The organism is Pseudomonas sp. PKS (assembly GCF_051913525.1).
Taxonomy (GTDB): Bacteria; Pseudomonadota; Gammaproteobacteria; order Pseudomonadales; family Pseudomonadaceae; genus Aquipseudomonas; species Aquipseudomonas guariconensis_D.
Genome location: NZ_JBEGDO010000007.1, coordinates 153,605 through 174,116 on the forward strand (window position 1 = coordinate 153,605; position 20,512 = coordinate 174,116).

Consider the following 20,512-nt stretch of genomic DNA (forward strand, 5'->3'; position numbering starts at 1 on the left):
CTTCCGAGGAGTCGTCCCATGCTTCGCAGCTTCCTGATGCTCGCCGCTTTCTTCGGCTTCACCGGGGTCGGTTTGGGTGCCTTCGCCGCCCATGGACTGAAGAGCCGCCTGACGGCTGACTACCTGGCGATCTTCCATACCGGCGTGACCTACCAGTTGGTGCATGCCCTGGCGTTGTTCGGCGTCGCGCTGCTGTCTGTGCACCTGCCAGGTCGGTTGGTCGGTTGGGCCGGTGGTCTGTTCGCCGTTGGAATCGTGCTGTTCTCCGGTAGTTTGTACGTGCTGACCCTCAGTGGCCTGGGCAAGCTTGGCATCATCACGCCCATCGGGGGTCTGTGCTTTCTGGCCGGTTGGTTGTGTCTGGGGCTGGCGGCCTGGCGCCTGAGCTGACCAAGTGGTCCACAATCGCGACTAATGGCGTCGGCTGGCCTTGGGTTGAAGTGCGGATCAGGGCTAGAATGCCGACCCCCAAAGCACAATGGTGGCCGTGCGCATGCGCATTCAACTGAACGGTGAACCTTACGAATTGCCCGATGGCGAGAGCGTCGCTGCCCTGCTGGGCCGGCTGGAGCTCGCTGGTCGCCGGGTGGCGGTGGAACTGAACCTGGATATCGTCCCGCGTAGCCAGCACGAAAGCACGCGGCTCAGTGAAGGCGACCAGGTCGAAGTGGTCCATGCCATCGGTGGCGGCTGATCCGACCGGTGATTCACCTGCAAGTCCCGTAACCTTTTCCCGAGGATCCACGATGAGCAACGTTCGTAGCGACAAGCCCTTTACCCTGGCCGGGCGCACTTTCCAGTCGCGCCTGCTGGTTGGCACCGGCAAGTACCGTGACATGGAAGAAACCCGCCTGGCCATCGAGGCCTCGGGTGCCGAAATCGTCACTGTCGCCGTGCGCCGTACCAACATCGGCCAGAACCCGGGCGAGCCGAACCTGCTCGACGTGCTGCCTCCCGATCGCTACACCATCCTGCCGAACACTGCCGGTTGTTACGACGCGGTCGAGGCAGTGCGCACCTGCCGCCTGGCCCGAGAACTGCTCGATGGCCACAACCTGGTGAAGCTGGAAGTCCTGGCCGACCAGAAAACCCTGTTCCCCAACGTGATCGAGACCCTCAAGGCCGCCGAAGTGCTGGTCAAAGACGGTTTCGATGTAATGGTCTATACCAGTGACGATCCGATCATCGCCCGCCAGTTGGCTGAAGCCGGCTGCATCGCGGTGATGCCGCTGGCAGGTCTGATCGGCACTGGCCTGGGTATCTGCAACCCCTACAACCTGCAAATCATCCTGGAAGAGTCCAAGGTACCGGTGCTGGTCGATGCGGGCGTCGGTACGGCCTCTGACGCGACCATCGCCATGGAGATGGGATGCGAGGCAGTGCTGATGAACTCGGCCATCGCTCATGCCCAGCAACCGGTGCTGATGGCCGAAGCCATGAAGCACGCAATCGTCGCTGGTCGCATGGCTTACCTGGCCGGGCGCATGCCGAAGAAACTCTATGCCAGCGCCTCGTCGCCGCTGGAAGGTCTGATCAAGTAAGAGCCTCTGATGACTGAATCGCAAGAAACGCCGATTACCACCGACGGCGAAGCGCGCCCACACCGCCGCATCAAGAGCTTCGTGATGCGCGCCGGGCGCATGACCGAAGGCCAGCAGCGTGGTCTGGAACAGGGCGGTCCGCTGTTCATCCTGCCCCTGGCCGATAGCCCGGTGGACTACGACCAGGTGTTCGGGCGTTCGGCGCCCCGTACCCTGGAGATCGGCTTCGGCATGGGTCATTCCCTGCTGGAAATGGCTGCTGCCTCGCCTGAGCTGGACTTCATCGGTGTCGAAGTACACCGTCCTGGTGTCGGCGCGCTGCTCAACGGTGTGCTCACCCAGGGCCTGAAGAACCTGCGCGTGTATGATTGCGATGCCATCGAAGTGCTCAACCGCTGCGTGGCCGACAACAGCCTCGACCGCTTGATGCTGTTCTTCCCTGACCCATGGCACAAGGCGCGCCACCACAAGCGTCGTATCGTCCAGCCGGAGTTCGCCGAGCTCGTGCGTCGCAAGCTCAAGGTGGGCGGTGTGTTCCATATGGCCACCGACTGGGAGCCCTATGCCGAGCATATGCTGGAGGTGATGAGCGTCGCCCCGGGCTACCGCAACCAGGCCGCCGACGGCACCTATGTCCCGCGCCCAGAGGAGCGCCCGATCACCAAGTTCGAGCGCCGTGGCGAGCGACTGGGGCATGGGGTGTGGGATTTGAAGTTCGAAAAGCTGGCCTGATCCTTCAGAGGAGGCGCTGCATGCCTCTTCTTGTATGTCTGTTTTGACATGTTCATAGCCCATGATATGTCACCACAGCCCATGCGCTATGTGAGCCTCCTGTGCTCGGGTAATGACGCCCGGAAAGGCCAGGAGGCTCAACATGTACACAAAGCATTATCTCTTGTCTCTACTGCGTTCGCTGTTGGTCGGTGCCCTGCTGGGTGCTCCGACGGTGGTCAGCGCTGAATCCACTTCCAGTGGGGGCGGGCTGGATACCTCCGCCCTTGCGATGTACCAGCGCCCGCTCAGCGACAGTGGCCTGGATTTCGGTTTGCACAAAGTCGAGAAGAGCACTGCATTTCTGATCGACAGCGGCAACGACGCCGCGCCTGCCTTGCTGGTGGGCAGCGGGCATGCAGTGCTCGACGTGTTCGATCAAGTCGCTACGCAACTGGCGGGGATCGGCCTGGTCAGGTTCAGGGGCCTTCCAGACGCAACCTTCGAGGTCGCCCATGTGCGATACGCATCACGTCGAGGTCTGGACTTCGCCATTTTCGAATTGCATCAGACCCAAGGCGCGCTCAAGGCATTGGGCGTAACGCCTTTGGCGCTGGCGGGACGCAAGGCAATCGATAACGAAACGGTCATTGCCGCGACGCGCCAGAACGGTGTCAGTCAAGGTGTCGCCAGTTGGCCGGAACAAGCACTGCCATGGATCGACATGCTGACCGGTGAGGGAACCTTGTTTCGACACCTGTTGATGTTGGACGACGTGAGCCTGCACGACGGGGACTCCGGTAGCCCGATCGTGGATGCCATCAATCATGGTGTCCTGGCGGTCGTGCATAGCAGTGTGGCAAGGGGTGCCCATGCAGCGGACCTGAGCTTCCTTCCAGCGTGCTTGCATCAAGGGCGTTTCAGCGCCGAGGCCCAGGGTTGTGGGTTGGGCAATGTCTTCAATGTCGAGGTGGAGAAAGACGAGGATGTTCGTCTGATCTACAAGCAATCCGATCAAGCGGCAATGCTCATCGACTCTTCGGTGTATTCGACGACTTCTCTGTACCAGGCAAAGCTCGCGCAGTGGCCGGAACAGTGCGAGGAATCGGATGGGTATGGCGCGCCGCAAGCATCAGGGGCTGCACTGAATCTCCCCTTGGAGGGATTCACCCTTTCGCCGACCAATCCGACGGTGCTGGCGTTATGCATTTGGGGACTTGAGCCCGGTGTTCTCGCGCCTGCCAACCGCAACGCCGTGGCTCTGCCGGTGGTAGTGCACCAGCCGGGGCCGGCTGCGCAGCCGAAGCTGAAGATCAGCACGCCCTACTACGACCCTTACGGAGGCAAGACTTACCGAGTGCGTTTTCCCTCTAAGCACCTCTTGTTCCGGGGGGTGGAATTCAAGCTGGGCCCTTGGCAGGGCACTGACTGCGCCAACCCTCGGAGTTACGGAGATTTACCCGCTACGGCGACGGGAAAGATCGTGGTCAGGCAGGATACACGGCTGTGTGCGGTGGGCATTGATCATGCCGGACAGCGTTCAGTCCCTGTAGAGGTACGGTTGCAACCCTGATTTGAATGAGGCGCAAGCAGCCATGCAGCCGCGCGCCCCTGCCTTTACCCCCGCCGATCAGCCACCACGCCGATCAATACCAGTACGACCAACAATACCGGCGCCAGAGCATAGTTGTTGAACTGGGCCAAGCCTTTCACCACCCACGGCGTTGCGTAGATCAGCGCCGCGCCGCTGCCGATCATCACCAGCAACGCCATGAAGGGGACGCGCAGGGCGCCGGCCAGGCCGCCCAGGCGTTGTTCCACCCAGCCCTTGATGTCGGTGCCAAACAGCACCAGCATGCAGCCTACCAAGGCCAGGGAAATCTCCGACAGGTTGCTGCGGCTCCAGCGGGAGACGGTCGCGAGCAGGTCAAGTACCAAATCCATGGGTCATCCTTAGGTCAAGAAATACTGCAACAGGTCATTGAGGAACAACTGGCCTCGTGGTGTGGCCACCAATCGATCCGGTTCGACCTGCAAAAGGCCCTTTCGTTCTGCCTCACGCCGGGCCTCTGCCAGCTGCGACAGGGGCAAGCCGGTACGCTGGGTGAATAGCTCGGCTTCCACGCCCTGGGTCAGGCGCAGGGCGTTCATCAGGAACTCGAACGGCAACTCCTGCGCTGGAAGCAGCTTTTCGCCGGCCTTGAACGGCTTGGCCAGGTTCAGGTAGTCCTTGGGTAGGCGGGTCTTCCAGGTGCGCAGGATGCGGCCGTCGGCAAAAGTCAGTTTGCCGTGGGCCCCGGCACCGATGCCGATGAAGTCGCCGAAGCGCCAATAGTTGAGGTTGTGGCGCGCGGCCCGGCCCGGCTGCGCATACGCCGAGACCTCGTACTGCTGGAAGCCGTTCGCCGCCATCAGGGCCTGGCCGGCCTCCTGGATGTCCCAGAGGATGTCGTCTTCGGGCAGTTCCGGCGGCTGGTTCCAGAACACCGTGTTCGGTTCCACCGTCAGCTGGTACCAGGACAGGTGCGTCGGCGCCAACTCGATGGCCTGGCGCAGGTCGGCCAAGGCGTCGTCCAGGGACTGGTCGGGCAGGCCGTGCATCAAGTCCATGTTGAAGTTGTCGAAGCCCGCTGCGCGTGCCATGTCCGCGGCGCGGATCGCCTCGTCGCCGTTGTGTATGCGCCCCAGGGCTTGGAGCTTGGCGGGCTGGAAGCTCTGTACGCCGATGGACAAGCGATTGATGCCGGTTTGCCGGTACTCCTTGAATTTCTCCTGCTCGAAGGTCCCTGGGTTGGCTTCCAAGGTAATTTCGATGTCGACGGCGAACGGGATGCGCTGCTCCACGCCGCGCAGCAAACGCCCCAAGGCCTTGGCGCTGAACAGGCTTGGAGTGCCGCCGCCGAAGAAGATCGAGCTGATGGGGCGCCCCTGGACCGCAGCCATCTCCTGATCGAGGTCGGTCAGCAGCGCATCGACGTAGGCCTCTTCCGGCAGATCAGGCCCGGCAGCGTGAGAATTGAAGTCGCAGTAAGGGCATTTGCGCACGCACCAGGGGATATGGATATACAACGCCAGGGGCGGGAGTGCGGCGAAACCTGCCGCGCCGCAATGGCGCAGCTGGGTGGACAGCGTTTCGGTCATGCCAGGCCCAGACGTTGACGCAGCAGGGCCATGGCGCGGGCGCGGTGGCTGAGCTGGTTTTTTTCGACAGGGCTGAGGTCGGCGCTGGAGCACTTGCGCTCCGGGACCCAGAACAACGGGTCGTAGCCAAACCCGTGCTCGCCGCTGGCCTCGAACAGAATGCTGCCATGCCACAACCCTTCGCACAGAATCGGCAGTGGGTCATCGGCGTGACGCACCAAGGCCAGCACGCAGACGAACTGCGCGCCGCGTTCTGCGGCGGGCACATCCTGGAGGGCTTCGAGCAGCTTGGCGTTGTTCGCCGCATCGCCCTTGCCGTCGGCATAGCGCGCCGAGTAGATACCCGGTGCTCCGCCAAGAGCGTCCACCGCCAGGCCCGAATCGTCGGCCAGGGCTGGCAGGCCGGAGATGCGAGAAGCGTTGCGTGCCTTGAGGATGGCGTTCTCGACGAACGACAGGCCGGTCTCCTCCGGCTCGACCTGGCTGAACTCACCGATCGAACGCAGTCGCACGGACTCGCCGAGCATGGCCTGGAGTTCCTTGAGTTTGCCGGCGTTGTGGCTGGCCAATACGAGTTGTTGGAAATTCATCATTCGCCTGGGAACACTTCCTGATTGAAGCTGAGTTTGTGGCTGACGCCGCCGGTCTCGACGTTCAGGTCGAAGGTCAGGGTTTCTGCCTGGTCGATCTTGAACTGGGCGATGTAGTAAACCGCGCCCTGGTCGGTGATCTGCTTGAACGACAGCGGGCTGCTCCGCCCGGTGAGGTCCTTCACGGTGCCGCTGACCACTGCCATGCCTGGCTTGCCGGCCTTGAGCACGGCGATGTTGAGCACGCCCTGGTTCTTGCTGCGGGTCAGGCCCGTGGCCGCGGCCACTTCCGGTTGCAGCATGCTTGAGGTAAAGGCGCTGTAGTGGACCGTCACGTCGCCGAAGACTTCCTTGCGTTCCGGCCTGGCGGGGTCTGCAGCCAGTACTGGCAAGGCCAGGCACAGGCTGATCAAGAAAAGTGCTAGGCGACGCATGGTGCGATCCTCCAGTGGGATGGGCTCGAGGTCAGACCGCGACCTGATGTTCCTGCAGGCCTCGGCTGCTGACGCGATAGATACCGATTTCTCCTAGAAGATTAGGCCAAAGCCGGCCTGCCCACCCATTACGGTGCAGACGGTCGACCGCCAGGCGGTCGATCACCTTGGCGTGACGCTCGTGGCACAGGTCCTCGAAGTCGGCGAAGGTGCAGAAGTGGATGTTTGGCGTGTTGTACCAGGTGTACGGCATGAAGTCCGAGACGGGCATGTGGCCCTTGGTCGCCAGGTACCAGCGGCAACGCCAGTGGCCGAAGTTGGGGAAGGTGATGATGCACTCGCGGCCCACGCGCAGCATTTCGTCGAGGATGCGGTCAGGGTACTCCACGGCCTGCAGGGCCTGGGTCATGACCACCACGTCGAAGCTGTTGCTGGCGAAGTTGCCCAGCCCTTTGTCCAGGTCCTGCTCGATGACGTTGACACCTTTGGCCACGCAGGCGGCGATGTTGTCGGCGTCGATCTCCAGCCCGTAGCCGGTGACGTTCTTGCGATCGCGCAACGAGGCCAGCAGCTCGCCGTTACCGCAGCCCAGGTCGAGTACCCGGCTGCCGGCGGGGATCCAGTCGTGGATGATTTCCAGGTCGGCTCTCATGCTGTCCTCAGATGACGATGCGGTTCATGTAGTTCGCGAAACCTTGCATGTAGCGAGGCGTGGGGATCAGGAAGGCATCGTGCCCGTAAGGTGAGTCGATCTCCAGGTAGCAGACGTTCTTGCGCGCGGCCATCAGGGCATCGACGATTTCCCGAGAACGTGCCGGCGAGAAGCGCCAGTCGGTGGTGAACGACATGATGCAGTAGTCCGCCGTGACATGCTCCAGCGTCGCCGCCAGATCCCCCCCATGGGTAGCGGCTGGGTCGAAGTAGTCCAGCGCCTTTGTCATCAGCAGGTAGGTGTTGGCATCGAAGCGACCGGAGAACTCCTCGCCCTGATAGCGCAGGTAGCTCTCGACTTGGAACTCGACGCTGTGGAAGTCGTAGTTGAGTTTGTCGCTCTTGAGCTCGCGACCGAACTTCTCACCCATGGAGTCATCGGACAGGTAGGTGATGTGACCCACCATGCGCGCCAGCATCAGGCCGCGCTTGGGCACCACGCCTTTGTCCTGGAACGAGCCACCGTGGAACTCGGGGTCCGTGAGGATGGCCTGGCGGGCGACTTCGTTGAAGGCGATGTTTTGTGCCGAGAGCTTGGGCGCCGAGGCGATGTCCACGCAGTGGCGTACTCGGTCCGGGTAGCTGATGGTCCATTGCAGGGCCTGCATGCCGCCCAGGCTGCCGCCGACCACCGCCGCCCACTGCTGGATGCCGAGGCGGTCGGCGAACCGCGCCTGGCTGTGCACCCAGTCTTCGACGGTCAGGACCGGGAAGTCGGCGCCATAGGGCTTGCCGGTGGCAGGGTTGACGCTGCTCGGCCCCGTGCTGCCGTTGCAACCGCCGAGGTTGTTCAGGCTGACCACGAAGAAGCGATTGGTATCGATCGGCTTGCCGGGGCCGATGCAGCTGTCCCACCAGCCGGGCTTTCGGTCGGTGGGGGCGTGATAGCCTGCGGCATGATGATGGCCGGAGAGCGCATGGCAGATCAGCACGGCATTGCTGGCGGTGCTGTTGAGGGTGCCATAGGTCTCGTAGATCAGCTCGTAGCCGGCCAGCGAACGGCCACAGGCCAGCGCCAGCGGCTCATCGAACCGGGCAATTTGCGGTGTTACCAGACCAACGGAATCTTCGGGAAAGACAGTGGACATCGACCCTGCTCACGCTTGACGGAGGCGTAAGTCTAAAGAGCGCTATCCCCAGCGGCAAGCAAAGGCTTGCCGCTGGAAACACCGGGGTCAGATCATGCGCCAGAGGATCTCCGGCATGCCGACATATTCGGCAAGTACAGGCATGGCGTAGGACTGGATGACCTGGATCGCCAGGAAGGCGAAGATCGGCGAAATATCCAGCCCGCCCAGGTTAGGGATGAGCTTGCGGAACGGCGCCAGCACCGGCTCGCTGATCTGGTAGGCCAGCTCGGCGGCAGGGTTGTGGCTGTTGGGCGCGACCCACGAGACGATCACCATGACGATCATCGCTACCCAGAAGATCTTCAGAAACAGCGAAGTCACGCCGATGATCGCCCAGATCACCAGTTGCAGCGGGCTGTAGCTGTAGAGCACGAACATCATCACGAAGGCCATCAGCAGCGCCTGGATGGCCACCGACAGCAGCAGGGACGAGGTGTCCAGGCCGCCAATGCTGGGGATGATGCGGCGCAGCGGCTTGAGCAGCGGCTGGGTGGCGCGCACCGCGAACTGGCTCAGGGGGTTGTAGAAGTCGGCCTTGACCAGTTGCAGCACGAAGCGCAGCAGGACGATCACCAGGTACAGGCTGACCAGGGTTTGCACCACGAAGATCATGGCGCCGGACAATGCATTCATCGACAGCTCCTTATTTGCCCAATTGCTCGGCCAGCTCGGCGGAACGTTTTGCCGCGGCCTCCAGTGCCTGCTCGACGAGCGCCTCGAAACCGTTGCCCTGGAACGACTTGATCGCCGCTTCCGTGGTGCCGGCCGGCGAGGTCACGCGCCGACGCAGCTCGGCGGCGTCCACGTCGCTGGAGACAGCCATGCGTGCGGCGCCCAGTGCGGTCTGCAAGGTCAACTGCGAGGCGGTTTCACGCGGCAGGCCAAGTTTTTCGCCGGCTGCGGTCATCGCTTCGATCAGCAGGAAGAAATAAGCCGGGCCACTGCCGGAGACGGCGGTGACGGCATCGAGTTGCTGCTCCTGGTCCAGCCACAGGGCGGTGCCCACGGCGCGCAGCAGTTGCTCGGCCTGTTGGCGTTGCTCGGCAGACACCTCGGCGGTGGCGTACAGGCCACTGGCGCCTTCGCGCAGCAGGGCCGGGGTGTTGGGCATGCAGCGAACCACCGGGCACGGGCCCAGCCAGGCTTGCAGGCTGGCGCAAGTGATGCCGGCGGCGATGGAGACGATCAGTTGCCCAGGCGCCAGATTGGGCTGCAGGGCCTGGCACACGGCTTTCATGACCTGCGGCTTGACCGACAGGACGATCACATCCGCGCCGGCGATGGCCTGGGCGTTGTCTTCGAAGGCTTCGATGCCGTGCTCGGCCTGGATCTTGGCCCGGGTCTCGGCGCCCGGGTCGCTGGCGCGGATCTGCGCGGCGTCCAGACCCTGGGCACGCAGGCCGCCGATCAGGCTGGCGGCCATGTTGCCGGCGCCGATAAAGGCAATACGTGTCTTGCTCATGTCAGGTCCTTGAAGGAAAGAGTGAGTAAAGCATGGAATCAGGGGCGTCCGTAGTCGCGGGCACCGAACAGGGCGGTACCGATGCGGACCCAGGTCGCTCCCTGTGCAATGGCCGCTTCCAGGTCATGGCTCATGCCCATGGACAAGGTGTCCAGGCCCAGTCCAAGGCCCTCCTGCAACTGGCGCAGGGTGGCGAAGGCCGCCTCTTGGGCGACATGGTCCTCGGTGGGTTCGGGAATCGCCATCAAGCCCCGCAGACGCAGGCCGGGCAGACTGGCAATGGCGCTGGCCAGGGCCGGCACATCGGCTGGCTGGCAGCCGGACTTGCTGGCCTCGCCGCTGACGTTCACCTGCAGGCAGACATTCAGCGGTGCCAGGTTGGCAGGGCGTTGTTCGGACAGGCGTTGGGCGATCTTCAGGCGGTCCACGGAGTGTACCCAGTCGAAATGTTCGGCGATTGCACGGGTCTTGTTCGACTGGATGGGGCCGATGAAGTGCCAGGTCAAGGGCAGGTCGCGCAATGCTTCCTGCTTGGCCAAGGCTTCCTGGAGGTAGTTCTCGCCAACGTGGAGCACGCCGGCGGCGTGGGCTTCACGCACGGCATTGGCGGGTTTGGTCTTGCTCACCGCCAGCAGCTGGATGCTGGCCGGGTCGCGTCCGGCAGCCTTGGCCGCGCTGTCGATGCGGGCGGCGAGGGCGGACAGGTTGTCTGCTATGGTGGACATGGAATCGATGCCGACGGCTCAGTGGTCTGCGGCATTCTACCTGCTTGATGGCCTTTGGGGAGTCTCATGGATGTGACCGACCTGTTGGCCCGGGCCGTGGCTGCGGGCGCTTGCGACCTGCACCTGGCGACGGGCGAAGTACCGGTGCTGCGCCTGGACGGCGAGCTGCAGCGCCTGGATCTGCCGCCACTGGCGGCTGCGACCCTGAGCGAAGGGTTTGCGCCGGTGCTCGATGAAACCCAGCGCCGCCAGTGGGCGCAGGGCGATGAGTTGGATATTGCGTTGACACTGCCAGGCGCCATGCGCGTGCGCGCGAACCTCTATCGCCAGCACCGTGGGCCAGGTGTGAGCCTGCGACTGCTGCCGGCCCGCATCCCCAGCCTCGACGAGTTGGACCTGGAGGAAGTGTTTCGAACTATTGCCCAGTGGCACGACGGCCTCGTGCTGGTCGGCGGGCCGACAGGCAGCGGTAAGTCATCGACCTTGGCAGCCCTGATCGATCAGCTCAATCGAACGCAGGCGCTGCACATCGTCACCCTCGAAGACCCCATCGAAGTTATCCACAGCGGCCAGCGCAGTTTGGTCAACCAGCGCGAGATCGGCCGCGATTGCCGGAATTTTGCCCAAGGCCTGCGCAGTGCATTGCGCCAGGACCCGGATGTGATCGTGATCGGCGAGCTGCGTGATCTGGAAACCATCCGCCTGGCCCTGCGCGCTGCGGAAACGGGGCACTTGGTGTTGGCGACGGTGCATACCCGCTCGGCGGTGAACAGCATCGATCGCCTGGTGGAGGTGTTTGCGCCGGAGGAAAAGGCTCTGGTGCGGGGCATGCTGGCGGAGTCGCTGCGCATGGTGGTAGCTCAGACATTGATCAGGCGATTGGATGGCGGGCGTGTGGCGGCCAGGGAAATGCTGGTGGCCACGCCAGCTGTGCGCAACCTGATCCGCGAAGGTCGCATGGCGCAGCTGCATTCAGTGATGCAGACCGGAGCGGCGGTGGGGATGAGGACGATGGAGATGGCGGTGCAGCAGTTGCAGGGGGCGGGGCTGATCGCGTCAGGCTGAGGTTGAATCTTTGGCCCATTCGCGGGTAAGCCCGCCTCCACCCACCGCGCGGAGCTGGGACTGGTGCGGTTTTTGTGGGAGCGGGTTTACCCGGGAATGGGCCGCGCAACAGCCCCGGCGATGTCAGGCAGTTCGAAGAGCCTGGCTCCACCGGGGGCAGGTCAGCGCTTGGCCAGGGCCAGGGTCTGCTGTTCTTTAGGCAGTACGCGCTTGGCGACCACGTAGTGCTTCTGCCAGTACGGCTTGCTCAGGGTGTCGATGCTCACCCGCTTGCCGGTGCGTGGCGCGTGGATGAAGCGGTCATTGCCCAGGTAGATGGCGACGTGGTTGACCCGGCGGCTCTTGATGTTGAAGAAGATCAGGTCGCCAGGCTTGAGGTCGCTTTTCGCCACTTTGACGCCATGCCCTTGGGCCATGGCATTGGAGGTGCGCGGTAGGTCGACGTCGGCGACATCGGTGAAGGCATACTTGACCAGGCCACTGCAGTCGAAGCCTTTGCTCGGGCTGCTGCCGCCCCAACGATAGGGCGTGCCAAGCACATTCACTGCGCGGCTGAGCACGTTGCTGCTCTGCTTGGCCGACATGGCCACGACGGGCAGGTTGCTCGTGGCCTTGGCGGCATTGCTCGGGCGGGCGCGCAAGGTGCTGTACTTGACCGGCGCGTGTTTCACCGAGGCGTTGGTGGTGTAGCCGGTGAAACCATTGGGAAGACGTTGCTCACGATTGGTGGCGTGGGCGGCCAGGGGCAACAATAGGCAGAGGGTCAGCCATGTCTTGAACAGAGGCGGCATAGTTGAAGCTCTTTTTAGGTATGTGTTGGCTGTGGCGCGCAACTCTATAACAGCTTCGGGTGGTTTTTTGCTCCGTTGGTCGATTGTGCGGGTACCATACGTCGGCTTCCCGCGGAAAAGTCACATTTTCCGTTAGAAAATTTTTTGCTAACCCACGGAGGACAAGCATGAACGGTTATCAACAGGGTGGGCTGCACGACACCCACAGCAAGGTCCTGGGCTACCTCTTGTGGATCTTCGGTTTCACCGGCTCCCACCGCTTTTACTACGGCAAACCCATCACCGGGACGATCTGGTTCTTCACCTTGGGCCTGCTCGGCATCGGCTGGTTGATCGACCTGTTCCTGATTCCGTCGATGGACCGTGAGGCGGACATGCGCTTCGAGTCCGGTCGCGTGGACTACAACCTGGCCTGGATCTTCCTGACGTTCCTCGGGATCTTCGGCGTACACCGGCTGTACCTGGGCAAGTGGATCAGTGCCCTGATCTATCTGCTCACTGGGGGCTTGTTCCTGATTGGCGTGCTGTACGATTTCTGGACCCTGAACAGCCAGATCTCCCAGGTCAACGCCCAGCGCCGCTGACAGAAAAAAGGCCTTGTCGCATCGTGCGGCAAGGCCTTTTTCGTTACTGGCGGGTCTGGCGCTGTTGCAGCAGCAGGTTGCTGAACCCTGCCCCGGCAAGCTGTTTCTGGGCCACCGTCAACTGTTCGCGGTTGCTGAACGGGCCGACCAGGACGCGGTACCAGGTTTCATCTTTCACCGTCCCTGACTCCACCTTGACCGCTTGGCCGAGCAGGATGATCTGCGCACGGACCTTGTCGGCATCGGCCTGTTTGCGGAACGAGCCGGCCTGCAGGAAGAAGGTGGTGGTCGCCGCAGGCTTGATCACTGGTGGGGCAGGCGGAGGCGTCTGCCCCATCAGGGCGGCCTGGGCGCGGGCGGTGTCGATCTTCGCGGCTTCCGCTGGCGTTACCGGCTTGACCGGCTGGGCCGGTACCGGTGGGGTTTTCTCCGGTACAGCCTCCGGTGGCACGATGACCTCCGACTCCGGCAGCAGGGTGTAGAAGTCGTATTTTGGCTTGACCGGCTGCTGTGTCGTCGGTGCAGTGGTCTTGCCGGCTTCGGCGACCTTGGCGGGTTTTTGCTGCTCAGGCTTGGCGCGCTTGATGTCTTCACTGCCCGGTTCGAGCTTCATCAGGAAGACAACGAAAGCGCCGACGGTCAGGCCGACCGCCAGCCAGACCCAACCTGGAATCGGCTGTTTGGCCGGCGCCTGGTTGCGGCTGGCGCCACGCTTGGGTGCAGGTTTTTTCTTGGCAGCCAACTTACATGCGCTCCAGGGTTTCCAGGCCGAGCAGTTCCAGACCTTGCTTGAGCGTACGGCCGGTCAGAGCGGCCAGACGCAGACGGCTTTGCTGCTGTTCGGCGGTTTCGGCGGCGAGGATCGGGCAGTTCTCGTAGAAGCTGGAGAACAGGCCCGCGATGTCGTACAGGTAGCTGCACAGCACATGTGGGGTGCCCTTCTCGGCGACATTGTTGAGTACTTCACCGAACTGCGCCAGGCGAGCGGCCAGATCCTGCTCATGGGCCGCCTGCAGGACGATGTTGCCCTCGACTTCCTCGAAGCCCTTGCCCAGCTTGCGGAATACGCTGGCCACGCGGGTGTAGGCGTACAGCAGGTAGGGTGCGGTGTTGCCGTCGAAGTTGAGCATCAGCTCGAAGTTGAAGCTGTAGTCGCTGGTGCGGTGCTTGGACAGGTCGGCGTACTTCACCGCCCCGATCCCGACCACTTCACCAATGTGGCGCAGTTCGTCTTCGGACAGGCTCGGGTTCTTGTCCTTGACCAGGGCGTAGGCGCGCTCCTTGGCCTCGGTCAGCAGGTCGATCAGTTTTACGGTGCCGCCGTCACGAGTCTTGAACGGACGGCCGTCAGCGCCGTTCATGGTGCCGAAGCCCATGTGTTCCATCTGCATTGGGTGGCCGACGAAGCCTGCGCGGCGCGCCACTTCGAACACCTGGTTGAAGTGCAGGGCCTGGCGCTGGTCGACGAAGTACAGGGCGCGGTCGGCCTTGAGGACGTTGCTGCGATAGCGCACTGCGGCCAGGTCGGTGGTGGCATAGAGGTAGCCGCCATCGGCCTTCTGCACGATCACCGGCAGCGGTTCGCCTTCGGCATTCTTGAATTCGTCGAGGAACACGCACTGGGCGCCCTGATCCTCGACCAGCAGGCCCTTGGCCTTGAGGTCTGCGACCACATTGGCCAGGTCGCCGTTGTAGGCGCTCTCGCCCATCACGTCGGCCATGGTCAGCTTGACGTTGAGCAGCTCGTAGGTCTTCTGGCAGTGGGACAGGGAGATGTCCTTGAAGCGGGTCCACAGGGCCATGCACTCAGGGTCGCCGGCTTGCAGCTTGACCACCAGGCCACGGGCGCGGGTGGCGAATTCCTCGGACTCGTCGAAGCGCTTTTTCGCCGCGCGGTAGAAGTTCTCGAGGTCCGACAGTTCGTCGCTGGTGATCGGGTTTTCTTCCAAGTAGGCCAGCAGCATGCCGAACTGGGTGCCCCAGTCACCCACGTGGTTCTGGCGGATCACCTGGTCGCCGAGAAACTCCAGCACGCGTGCGACGCTGTCGCCGATGATGGTCGAGCGCAGGTGGCCGACGTGCATCTCCTTGGCCAGGTTCGGTGCCGACATGTCGATCACCACTTTCTCGCTAGGGCCAGCCTTGCGCACGCCCAGGTGATCATCTGCCAGGGCTGCGTCCAGGCGGTTGGCCAGGGCCTGGGTGTTCTGGAAGAAGTTCAAAAAGCCTGGGCCTGCGATCTCGACCTTGGTGATGTCGGCGCTGGCCGGCAGGGCGTTGATGAGCTTTTCAGCCAGGTCGCGCGGCTTCATGCCGGCCGGCTTGGCCAGCATCATGGCGATGTTGCTGGCGAAGTCGCCGTGGGTCTTGTCCCGGGCGTTTTCCACCTGGATCGCCGGCGTCAGCCCTTCAGGCAGCACGCCGTCGGTGACGAGTTGGGTGAGGGCTTGCTGGATGAGCTGGCGAATGGTGTCTTTCATGGCGTTCTCTTTTCGACCGCAAGCGCGGTGGGGCGCTTCGATGCGCAGGTGGAAAAACTGAGCATTATCCGTTCCCGGGGGCGTGTTGCCAACCTTTGAGCGGCAAGCTGGGTATGGAGCGGCAAGCTTCAAGCTTCAAGCTGCAAGAAAAAGCGCCAGCGTGCACGGTCTGCCTTTGCTTGCAGCTCAATACAGGTCGACCGGATCCACATCCAGCGACCAGCGCACCTGGCGCCCCGATGGCACGTGCTCCAACACTAGCAACCAAGCGCTGATCAGTCGATGCAAGGGCGCCCGGGCATTGGCCTGGAGCAACAATTGCGCGCGGAAACGCCCTGCGCGGCGCTCCATGGGCGCAGGTACCGGGCCGAGCAGCTCGATACCCTGCAGGTCCTGCTCGGCCAACAGCCGTTCAGCGGCGCTGCAGGCCTCGTCCAGAAAACCCTCGGCCTGGCCTGGCTTGTGCGCCTCGGCCCGGAGCAGGGCGAGGTGGGAGAAGGGTGGCAGGCCGGCCGCGCGGCGTTCGCTCAGGGCCTGCTCGGCGAAGGCGAAGTACCCTTGCTCGGTCAATTGCACCAGCAGCGGATGTTCGGCCAGGTGGGTCTGGATGATCACCTTGCCGGGCTCCTCGGCGCGACCGGCGCGGCCGGCGACCTGGACGATCAACTGCGCCATGCGTTCGCTGGCGCGGAAGTCCCCGGAGAACAGGCCTCCATCGGCGTCGAGGATGGCCACCAGGGTCACCCGGGGGAAGTGGTGACCCTTGGCCAGCATCTGGGTGCCGACCAGGATGCTGGGCTGGCCGCGCTGAATAGTGGTGAACAGGTTGTGCATCGCATCCTTGCGCGACGTGCTGTCGCGGTCGACCCGCAGGATGGGGTAATCCGGGAAGAGCACTTTCAGGCGCTCTTCGGCACGCTCGGTGCCCGCGCCTACCGGGCGCAGGTCGACATGGGCGCATTGCGGGCACTGGTGGGGCAGGCGTTCGTCGTGGCCGCAGTGGTGGCAGCGCAGCACGCCGGAACGCTGGTGGACCGTCATCCGGGCATCGCAGCGCGGGCATTCGGACAGCCAGCCGCAGTCGTGGCACAGCAGGGTCGGCGCGAAGCCGCGGCGGTTGAGGAACACCAGCACTTGCTGGCCTGCTTCCAGGGTCTGGCGGATGGCCTGTTGCAGCGGGCCGCTGATGCCGCTGTCCAGCGGCAGGCTGCGCACGTCCAGACGCAGGAAGCGAGGTGCGCGGGCACCGCCGGCGCGTTGATTCATGCGCAGCAGGCCGTAGCGGCCGCTGTGGGCATTGTGCAGACTTTCCAGCGAGGGCGTGGCCGAGCCCAACAGGATCGGGACGTTCTCTTGGTGGGCACGGACTACGGCCAGGTCTCGGGCGTGGTAGCGCAAGCCTTCCTGCTGTTTATAGGAGCCGTCGTGCTCCTCGTCGATGATGATCAGCCCAGGGTTTTTCATCGGGGTGAACAACGCCGAGCGGGTGCCGATGATGATATCGGCCTCACCGTCGCGGGCGGCGAGCCAGGCGTCCAGGCGTTCGCGATCACCGACTGCCGAATGCAGCAGGGCGATGCGGGCGTTGAAGCGCTGCTCGAAGCGCGCCAAGGTCTGCGGGCCGAGGTTGATTTCCGGAATAAGGATCAGCGCCTGTTTGCCGGCCTCGAGGGTTTCACGGATCAGTTGCAGGTAAACCTCGGTCTTGCCGCTGCCAGTCACCCCCGCCAGCAAGAATGCATGGAAGGCGCCGAAGCCCGAGCGCACGGCGTCGAATGCGGCCAGTTGTTCTTCGTTCAGCGGCAGCTCCGGCTGCGCCAGCCAATGCTCGTGGCGGGGCTGGGGCAGATGGCGGCGGACCTCTACCTGAACCAGTTCCTTGGCCAGCAGCAGGTCGAGGCTGTCCTTGCTCAGGCCCAGCTTGGCCAGCACGCTGTGGGCGACACCGTGCGGATGCTGGGCCAGGGCCTTGAGGGCGTCACGCTGGCGGGGAGCGCGTGCGATACGCGGGTCTTCCAGGCGGGCGCCGGGAGCGACATGCCAAAAGCGTTCTTGGCGCATCTCGGCCGGCTCGCCCTGGCGCAACAAGGTGGGCAGGGCCCAGTTCAAGGTGTCGCCCAGGCTGTGCTGGTAGTACTGCGCGGTCCACAGGCACAGCTTGAACAGTGCTGGCGGCAGCGGTGAGACCGGATCGAGCAGGGCGCTGGCGGGCTTGAGCTTGTCGGCCGGCACTTCGCTCTTGTCGCAGACCTCCACCAGCACACCGATCATCTCCCTGCGGCCAAACGGCACGCGGATGCGCATGCCGGGCGTCAAGGCCTGGCGGGCCATGCTTGCTGGCGCCCTGTAGTCGAACAGGCGACGCAAAGGCGAGGGCAGGGCTAGGCGCAGAATGACGTCGGACACGCGGGAGGTCTCTGGATGGGAGGTTCACAAGTTTCGCGAGCCTAGCAGACGACAGTCGGTGATCGCGACAACTTGCGCTGGCGCCTTGCTCTGGTATTATTCGCCGCCTAATTACGTGCGGTATTCAACAATTGGTGTTGGGTGGCGGCACGCAGCTCGAGGAAGTGACCATGAAAGCAGATATTCATCCGAACTACGAAGTAGTTGCAGTCACCTGCAGCTGCGGCAACAAATTCGAAACCCGTTCGACCCTGGCCAAGCCGCTGGCGATCGACGTGTGCTCCCAGTGCCACCCGTTCTACACTGGTAAGCAGAAAGTCCTGGACACCGGTGGTCGCGTACAGAAGTTCGCCGATCGCTTCGGTATGTTCGGTACCAAGAAGTAATCATGCGCATGGCGAATCCCTCGGGTTTCGCGCTGCTGCAAAAAAAGGCGCCCCTTGTGGGCGCTTTTTTTGTGGGCGCGATCTGGCATTTTCCCGCGCTGGCCTTCTGCCCATTGCCCGACAAGCCACAGCAGGTGGCGGTACGTCAGGTGGTCGATGGCGACACCTTGCGTCTGAGTGATGGACGCAGCGTTCGCATGATCGGCATCAACACACCGGAAATCGGCCGTAAAGGTCGCACCAGCGAGCCCTATGCCGAGGCCGCCAGGCAGCGTTTGCAGGCGTTGGTCAAAGCCAGCGACGGACGGGTCGGGCTGGTGCCGGGGGTAGAGGGGAAGGACAAGTACGGCCGCACCTTGGCGCATATCTATGGCCGGGATGGCAACAATCTTGAAGCCACACTGCTCAGCGAGGGCTTGGGATATCGCGTCGCGGTGGCGCCCAACGTCAAGCTTTCCCGCTGCCAGCAACAGGCCGAGCAGGCGGCCAGGGCGGCGCGGGTCGGGTTATGGCGGCAGTCGCCAGTGCTGCGAGAGGGTGATGTCCGGCAGTCGGGCTTTGCTGTCATAAGCGGTAAAGTGCAGGCTATCGAGCGCAATCGTGGTGGTGTTTGGCTGGATCTTGGCAATGCGGTGGTGCTTCGCATTCCCGCTCGTCTGCAGCGCAACTTCCCCTCGAGCTTCTTCGATAACCTCAAGGGACGCCAGGTCGAGGCGCGCGGCTGGGTGCTGGATCGTTCCCGCAAGGGTGGGCTGAAGCCTGGGCAGCGACGCTGGGAATTGCCATTGACCGATCCGAGCATGCTCGAACGGATTTCAGGGTAAATAGTTGTAGACATTTCGCTATTGGATTGTACACACTTGATGGCGTATGCCCCCGTGGGTTATAGCGTAAAGTCGTAGGCTAAAGGCCTTGACACAAGTGACCGGGCAGTCTTGTGGCCCCCCGGCTCTTTGCGTATCCTCGGCGGTCCGTCAGAACAGTAAACAAGCGGAATGCCCACCATGTCAGACCTGAAAACCGCCGCTCTCGAATACCACGCTCAGCCTCGTCCGGGGAAACTGAGCGTCGAACTCACCAAGCCGACCGCAACCGCTCGTGACCTGGCCCTGGCCTACAGCCCGGGTGTCGCCGAGCCTGTGCGTGAGATCGGCCGTGATCCAGAGCTGGCCTACAAGTACACCGGCAAAGGCAACCTGGTCGCGGTGATTTCCGATGGTACCGCCATCCTCGGCCTGGGTGACCTGGGTCCGCTGGCGTCCAAGCCGGTCATGGAAGGCAAGGGTGTTCTGTTCAAGCGTTTCGCTGGTATCGACGTGTTCGACATCGAAGTCGACTCCGAAAGCCCGCAAGCCTTCATCGACACCGTCAAGCGTATTTCCATCACCTTCGGTGGCATCAACCTGGAAGACATCAAGGCGCCTGAGTGCTTCGAGATCGAGCGCACCCTGATCGAGCAGTGCGACATCCCGGTCTTCCACGATGACCAGCACGGCACCGCGATCGTCACCGCGGCCGGTATGATCAATGCCCTGGAAATCGCCGGTAAGAAGCTCGACGAAGCCAAGATCGTCTGCCTGGGCGCTGGCGCTGCCGCCATCTCTTGCATGAAGCTGCTGGTCAGCATGGGTGCCAAGGTCGAGAACATCTTCATGATCGACCGCACCGGCGTGATCCACGCGGGTCGTGACGATCTGAACCAGTACAAGGCGCAGTTCGCGCACGCAACCGACAAACGCACCCTGGCTGACGCACTGGAAGGTGCCGATGTGTTCGTGGGTCTGTCCGGCCCGAACCTGCTGAGCCCGGAAGGTCTGAAGAGCATGGCTGCGAACCCGATCGTGTTCGCGTGCTCGAACCCGGATCCGGAGATCAAGCCAGAGCTGGCCCACCAGACCCGCAGCGACGTGATCATGGCTACCGGTCGTTCCGACTACCCGAACCAGGTCAACAACGTGCTGGGCTTCCCGTTCATCTTCCGTGGCGCTCTGGACGTACGTGCCAAGCGCATCAACGAAGAAATGAAGATCGCCGCCGCCATCGCCCTGAAGGACCTGGCCAAGCTGCCGGTACCGCAGGAAGTCTGCGACGCCTACGGTGTACAGGCGCTGGAATTCGGCCGTGAGTACATCATTCCGAAGCCGATGGACCCACGCCTGATCACCGTCGTCTCCGACGCCGTGGCCAAGGCCGCCATCGAATCCGGCGTAGCGACCCTGCCGTATCCGAAGCACTACCCGCTGCAGAACGTGAACGACGTGTTCAACGGTTAATGCAGGACGCAAAAAAGAACCGGCTCATATGAGCCGGTTTTTTTGCTTCGAGTTTAGAGCTACGAGCGACAAGTTGTTCGAC

Annotated in this window: 23 protein-coding genes; 10 read left to right on the plus strand and 13 right to left on the minus strand. The window is 63.1% G+C overall.

Features of this window, described 5'->3' with window-relative positions:
• Nucleotides 1-18 precede the first annotated feature (18 nt).
• The 5 genes from ABOA88_RS10050 to ABOA88_RS10070 all read left to right on the plus strand — a co-directional run bounded on the left by ABOA88_RS10050 (nucleotide 19) and on the right by ABOA88_RS10070 (nucleotide 3,825).
• Nucleotides 19-390 (plus strand): DUF423 domain-containing protein, encoded by a 372-nt coding sequence (locus tag ABOA88_RS10050; protein WP_196171025.1) that lies wholly within the window; start codon nucleotides 19-21, stop codon nucleotides 388-390.
• Nucleotides 391-493: 103 nt separating this feature from the next.
• A complete protein-coding gene (thiS, locus tag ABOA88_RS10055) occupies nucleotides 494-694 on the plus strand; it encodes a sulfur carrier protein ThiS (protein WP_028689131.1) in 201 nt (66 codons plus the stop codon).
• 52 nt (nucleotides 695-746) lie between these two features.
• A complete protein-coding gene (locus tag ABOA88_RS10060) occupies nucleotides 747-1,541 on the plus strand; it encodes a thiazole synthase (RefSeq protein WP_043208630.1) in 795 nt (264 codons plus the stop codon).
• Nucleotides 1,542-1,550: 9 nt separating this feature from the next.
• Nucleotides 1,551-2,273: a tRNA (guanosine(46)-N7)-methyltransferase TrmB gene (gene trmB, locus ABOA88_RS10065; RefSeq protein ID WP_196171024.1), complete on the plus strand. Its 723-nt coding sequence runs from the start codon at nucleotides 1,551-1,553 to the stop codon at nucleotides 2,271-2,273.
• Between the two features lie 142 nt (nucleotides 2,274-2,415).
• On the plus strand, nucleotides 2,416-3,825 hold the full coding sequence (locus tag ABOA88_RS10070) for a hypothetical protein (RefSeq protein ID WP_367851512.1): 1,410 nt from the start codon (nucleotides 2,416-2,418) through the stop codon (nucleotides 3,823-3,825).
• Between the two features lie 44 nt (nucleotides 3,826-3,869).
• Here ABOA88_RS10070 and ABOA88_RS10075 read toward each other — a convergent pair whose 3' ends face one another.
• The 9 genes from ABOA88_RS10075 to ABOA88_RS10115 all read right to left on the minus strand — a co-directional run bounded on the left by ABOA88_RS10075 (nucleotide 3,870) and on the right by ABOA88_RS10115 (nucleotide 10,445).
• Complete coding sequence (locus ABOA88_RS10075; protein ID WP_043208627.1) at nucleotides 3,870-4,196, minus strand: DUF3392 family protein; 327 nt, start codon at nucleotides 4,194-4,196, stop codon at nucleotides 3,870-3,872.
• 9 nt (nucleotides 4,197-4,205) lie between these two features.
• Nucleotides 4,206-5,393, minus strand: a complete 1,188-nt coding sequence (gene hemW, locus ABOA88_RS10080; protein ID WP_196171022.1) for a radical SAM family heme chaperone HemW — start codon at nucleotides 5,391-5,393, stop codon at nucleotides 4,206-4,208.
• Nucleotides 5,390-5,986, minus strand: coding sequence for an RdgB/HAM1 family non-canonical purine NTP pyrophosphatase (gene rdgB, locus ABOA88_RS10085; RefSeq protein ID WP_196171021.1), 597 nt, complete (start codon nucleotides 5,984-5,986; stop codon nucleotides 5,390-5,392). Before rdgB ends, hemW begins: the two co-directional genes overlap by 4 nt.
• Nucleotides 5,983-6,417, minus strand: a complete 435-nt coding sequence (locus ABOA88_RS10090; RefSeq protein ID WP_196171020.1) for a DUF4426 domain-containing protein — start codon at nucleotides 6,415-6,417, stop codon at nucleotides 5,983-5,985. Before ABOA88_RS10090 ends, rdgB begins: the two co-directional genes overlap by 4 nt.
• Nucleotides 6,418-6,448: 31 nt before the next feature.
• Nucleotides 6,449-7,069, minus strand: coding sequence for a methionine biosynthesis protein MetW (gene metW, locus ABOA88_RS10095; protein WP_196171019.1), 621 nt, complete (start codon nucleotides 7,067-7,069; stop codon nucleotides 6,449-6,451).
• Between the two features lie 7 nt (nucleotides 7,070-7,076).
• Nucleotides 7,077-8,216 carry a homoserine O-succinyltransferase MetX gene (metX, locus tag ABOA88_RS10100; protein ID WP_367851513.1) on the minus strand — a complete coding sequence of 380 codons (1,140 nt, stop codon included), beginning with the start codon at nucleotides 8,214-8,216 and terminating at the stop codon, nucleotides 7,077-7,079.
• Nucleotides 8,217-8,303: 87 nt separating this feature from the next.
• Nucleotides 8,304-8,891, minus strand: a complete 588-nt coding sequence (locus tag ABOA88_RS10105; RefSeq protein WP_043208615.1) for a YggT family protein — start codon at nucleotides 8,889-8,891, stop codon at nucleotides 8,304-8,306.
• A 10-nt stretch (nucleotides 8,892-8,901) separates the two neighbouring features.
• A complete protein-coding gene (gene proC / locus ABOA88_RS10110) occupies nucleotides 8,902-9,720 on the minus strand; it encodes a pyrroline-5-carboxylate reductase (RefSeq protein ID WP_367851514.1) in 819 nt (272 codons plus the stop codon).
• A 38-nt stretch (nucleotides 9,721-9,758) separates the two neighbouring features.
• The gene (locus ABOA88_RS10115) at nucleotides 9,759-10,445 is read right to left on the minus strand and encodes a YggS family pyridoxal phosphate-dependent enzyme (protein ID WP_196171017.1); all 687 of its coding nucleotides are present in this window, start codon (nucleotides 10,443-10,445) and stop codon (nucleotides 9,759-9,761) included.
• A 66-nt stretch (nucleotides 10,446-10,511) separates the two neighbouring features.
• On the opposite strand from ABOA88_RS10115, the gene ABOA88_RS10120 reads away from it, so the two are divergent.
• Nucleotides 10,512-11,510 carry a type IV pilus twitching motility protein PilT gene (locus ABOA88_RS10120; protein ID WP_367851515.1) on the plus strand — a complete coding sequence of 333 codons (999 nt, stop codon included), beginning with the start codon at nucleotides 10,512-10,514 and terminating at the stop codon, nucleotides 11,508-11,510.
• Between the two features lie 161 nt (nucleotides 11,511-11,671).
• Here ABOA88_RS10120 and ABOA88_RS10125 read toward each other — a convergent pair whose 3' ends face one another.
• Nucleotides 11,672-12,301 carry a C40 family peptidase gene (locus tag ABOA88_RS10125; protein ID WP_367851516.1) on the minus strand — a complete coding sequence of 210 codons (630 nt, stop codon included), beginning with the start codon at nucleotides 12,299-12,301 and terminating at the stop codon, nucleotides 11,672-11,674.
• Nucleotides 12,302-12,468: 167 nt separating this feature from the next.
• On the opposite strand from ABOA88_RS10125, the gene ABOA88_RS10130 reads away from it, so the two are divergent.
• A complete protein-coding gene (locus tag ABOA88_RS10130) occupies nucleotides 12,469-12,885 on the plus strand; it encodes an NINE protein (protein WP_196162409.1) in 417 nt (138 codons plus the stop codon).
• 43 nt (nucleotides 12,886-12,928) lie between these two features.
• On the opposite strand, the gene ABOA88_RS10135 is transcribed toward ABOA88_RS10130, so the two are convergent.
• From ABOA88_RS10135 to ABOA88_RS10145, 3 genes are all read right to left on the minus strand, one after another.
• Nucleotides 12,929-13,627, minus strand: a complete 699-nt coding sequence (locus tag ABOA88_RS10135) for an SPOR domain-containing protein (RefSeq protein WP_196171014.1) — start codon at nucleotides 13,625-13,627, stop codon at nucleotides 12,929-12,931.
• Nucleotide 13,628: 1 nt separating this feature from the next.
• Nucleotides 13,629-15,365, minus strand: coding sequence for an arginine--tRNA ligase (argS, locus tag ABOA88_RS10140; protein WP_196171013.1), 1,737 nt, complete (start codon nucleotides 15,363-15,365; stop codon nucleotides 13,629-13,631).
• 186 nt (nucleotides 15,366-15,551) lie between these two features.
• Nucleotides 15,552-17,771, minus strand: a complete 2,220-nt coding sequence (locus ABOA88_RS10145; RefSeq protein ID WP_367851517.1) for a primosomal protein N' — start codon at nucleotides 17,769-17,771, stop codon at nucleotides 15,552-15,554.
• A 170-nt stretch (nucleotides 17,772-17,941) separates the two neighbouring features.
• On the opposite strand from ABOA88_RS10145, the gene rpmE reads away from it, so the two are divergent.
• The 3 genes from rpmE to ABOA88_RS10160 all read left to right on the plus strand — a co-directional run bounded on the left by rpmE (nucleotide 17,942) and on the right by ABOA88_RS10160 (nucleotide 20,430).
• On the plus strand, nucleotides 17,942-18,157 hold the full coding sequence (gene rpmE, locus ABOA88_RS10150; RefSeq protein ID WP_023378219.1) for a 50S ribosomal protein L31: 216 nt from the start codon (nucleotides 17,942-17,944) through the stop codon (nucleotides 18,155-18,157).
• Nucleotides 18,158-18,159: 2 nt separating this feature from the next.
• Nucleotides 18,160-18,981, plus strand: a complete 822-nt coding sequence (locus ABOA88_RS10155; protein WP_367851518.1) for a thermonuclease family protein — start codon at nucleotides 18,160-18,162, stop codon at nucleotides 18,979-18,981.
• A gap of 180 nt (nucleotides 18,982-19,161) precedes the next feature.
• Complete coding sequence (locus ABOA88_RS10160) at nucleotides 19,162-20,430, plus strand: malic enzyme-like NAD(P)-binding protein (protein WP_043208592.1); 1,269 nt, start codon at nucleotides 19,162-19,164, stop codon at nucleotides 20,428-20,430.
• Nucleotides 20,431-20,512 lie beyond the last annotated feature (82 nt).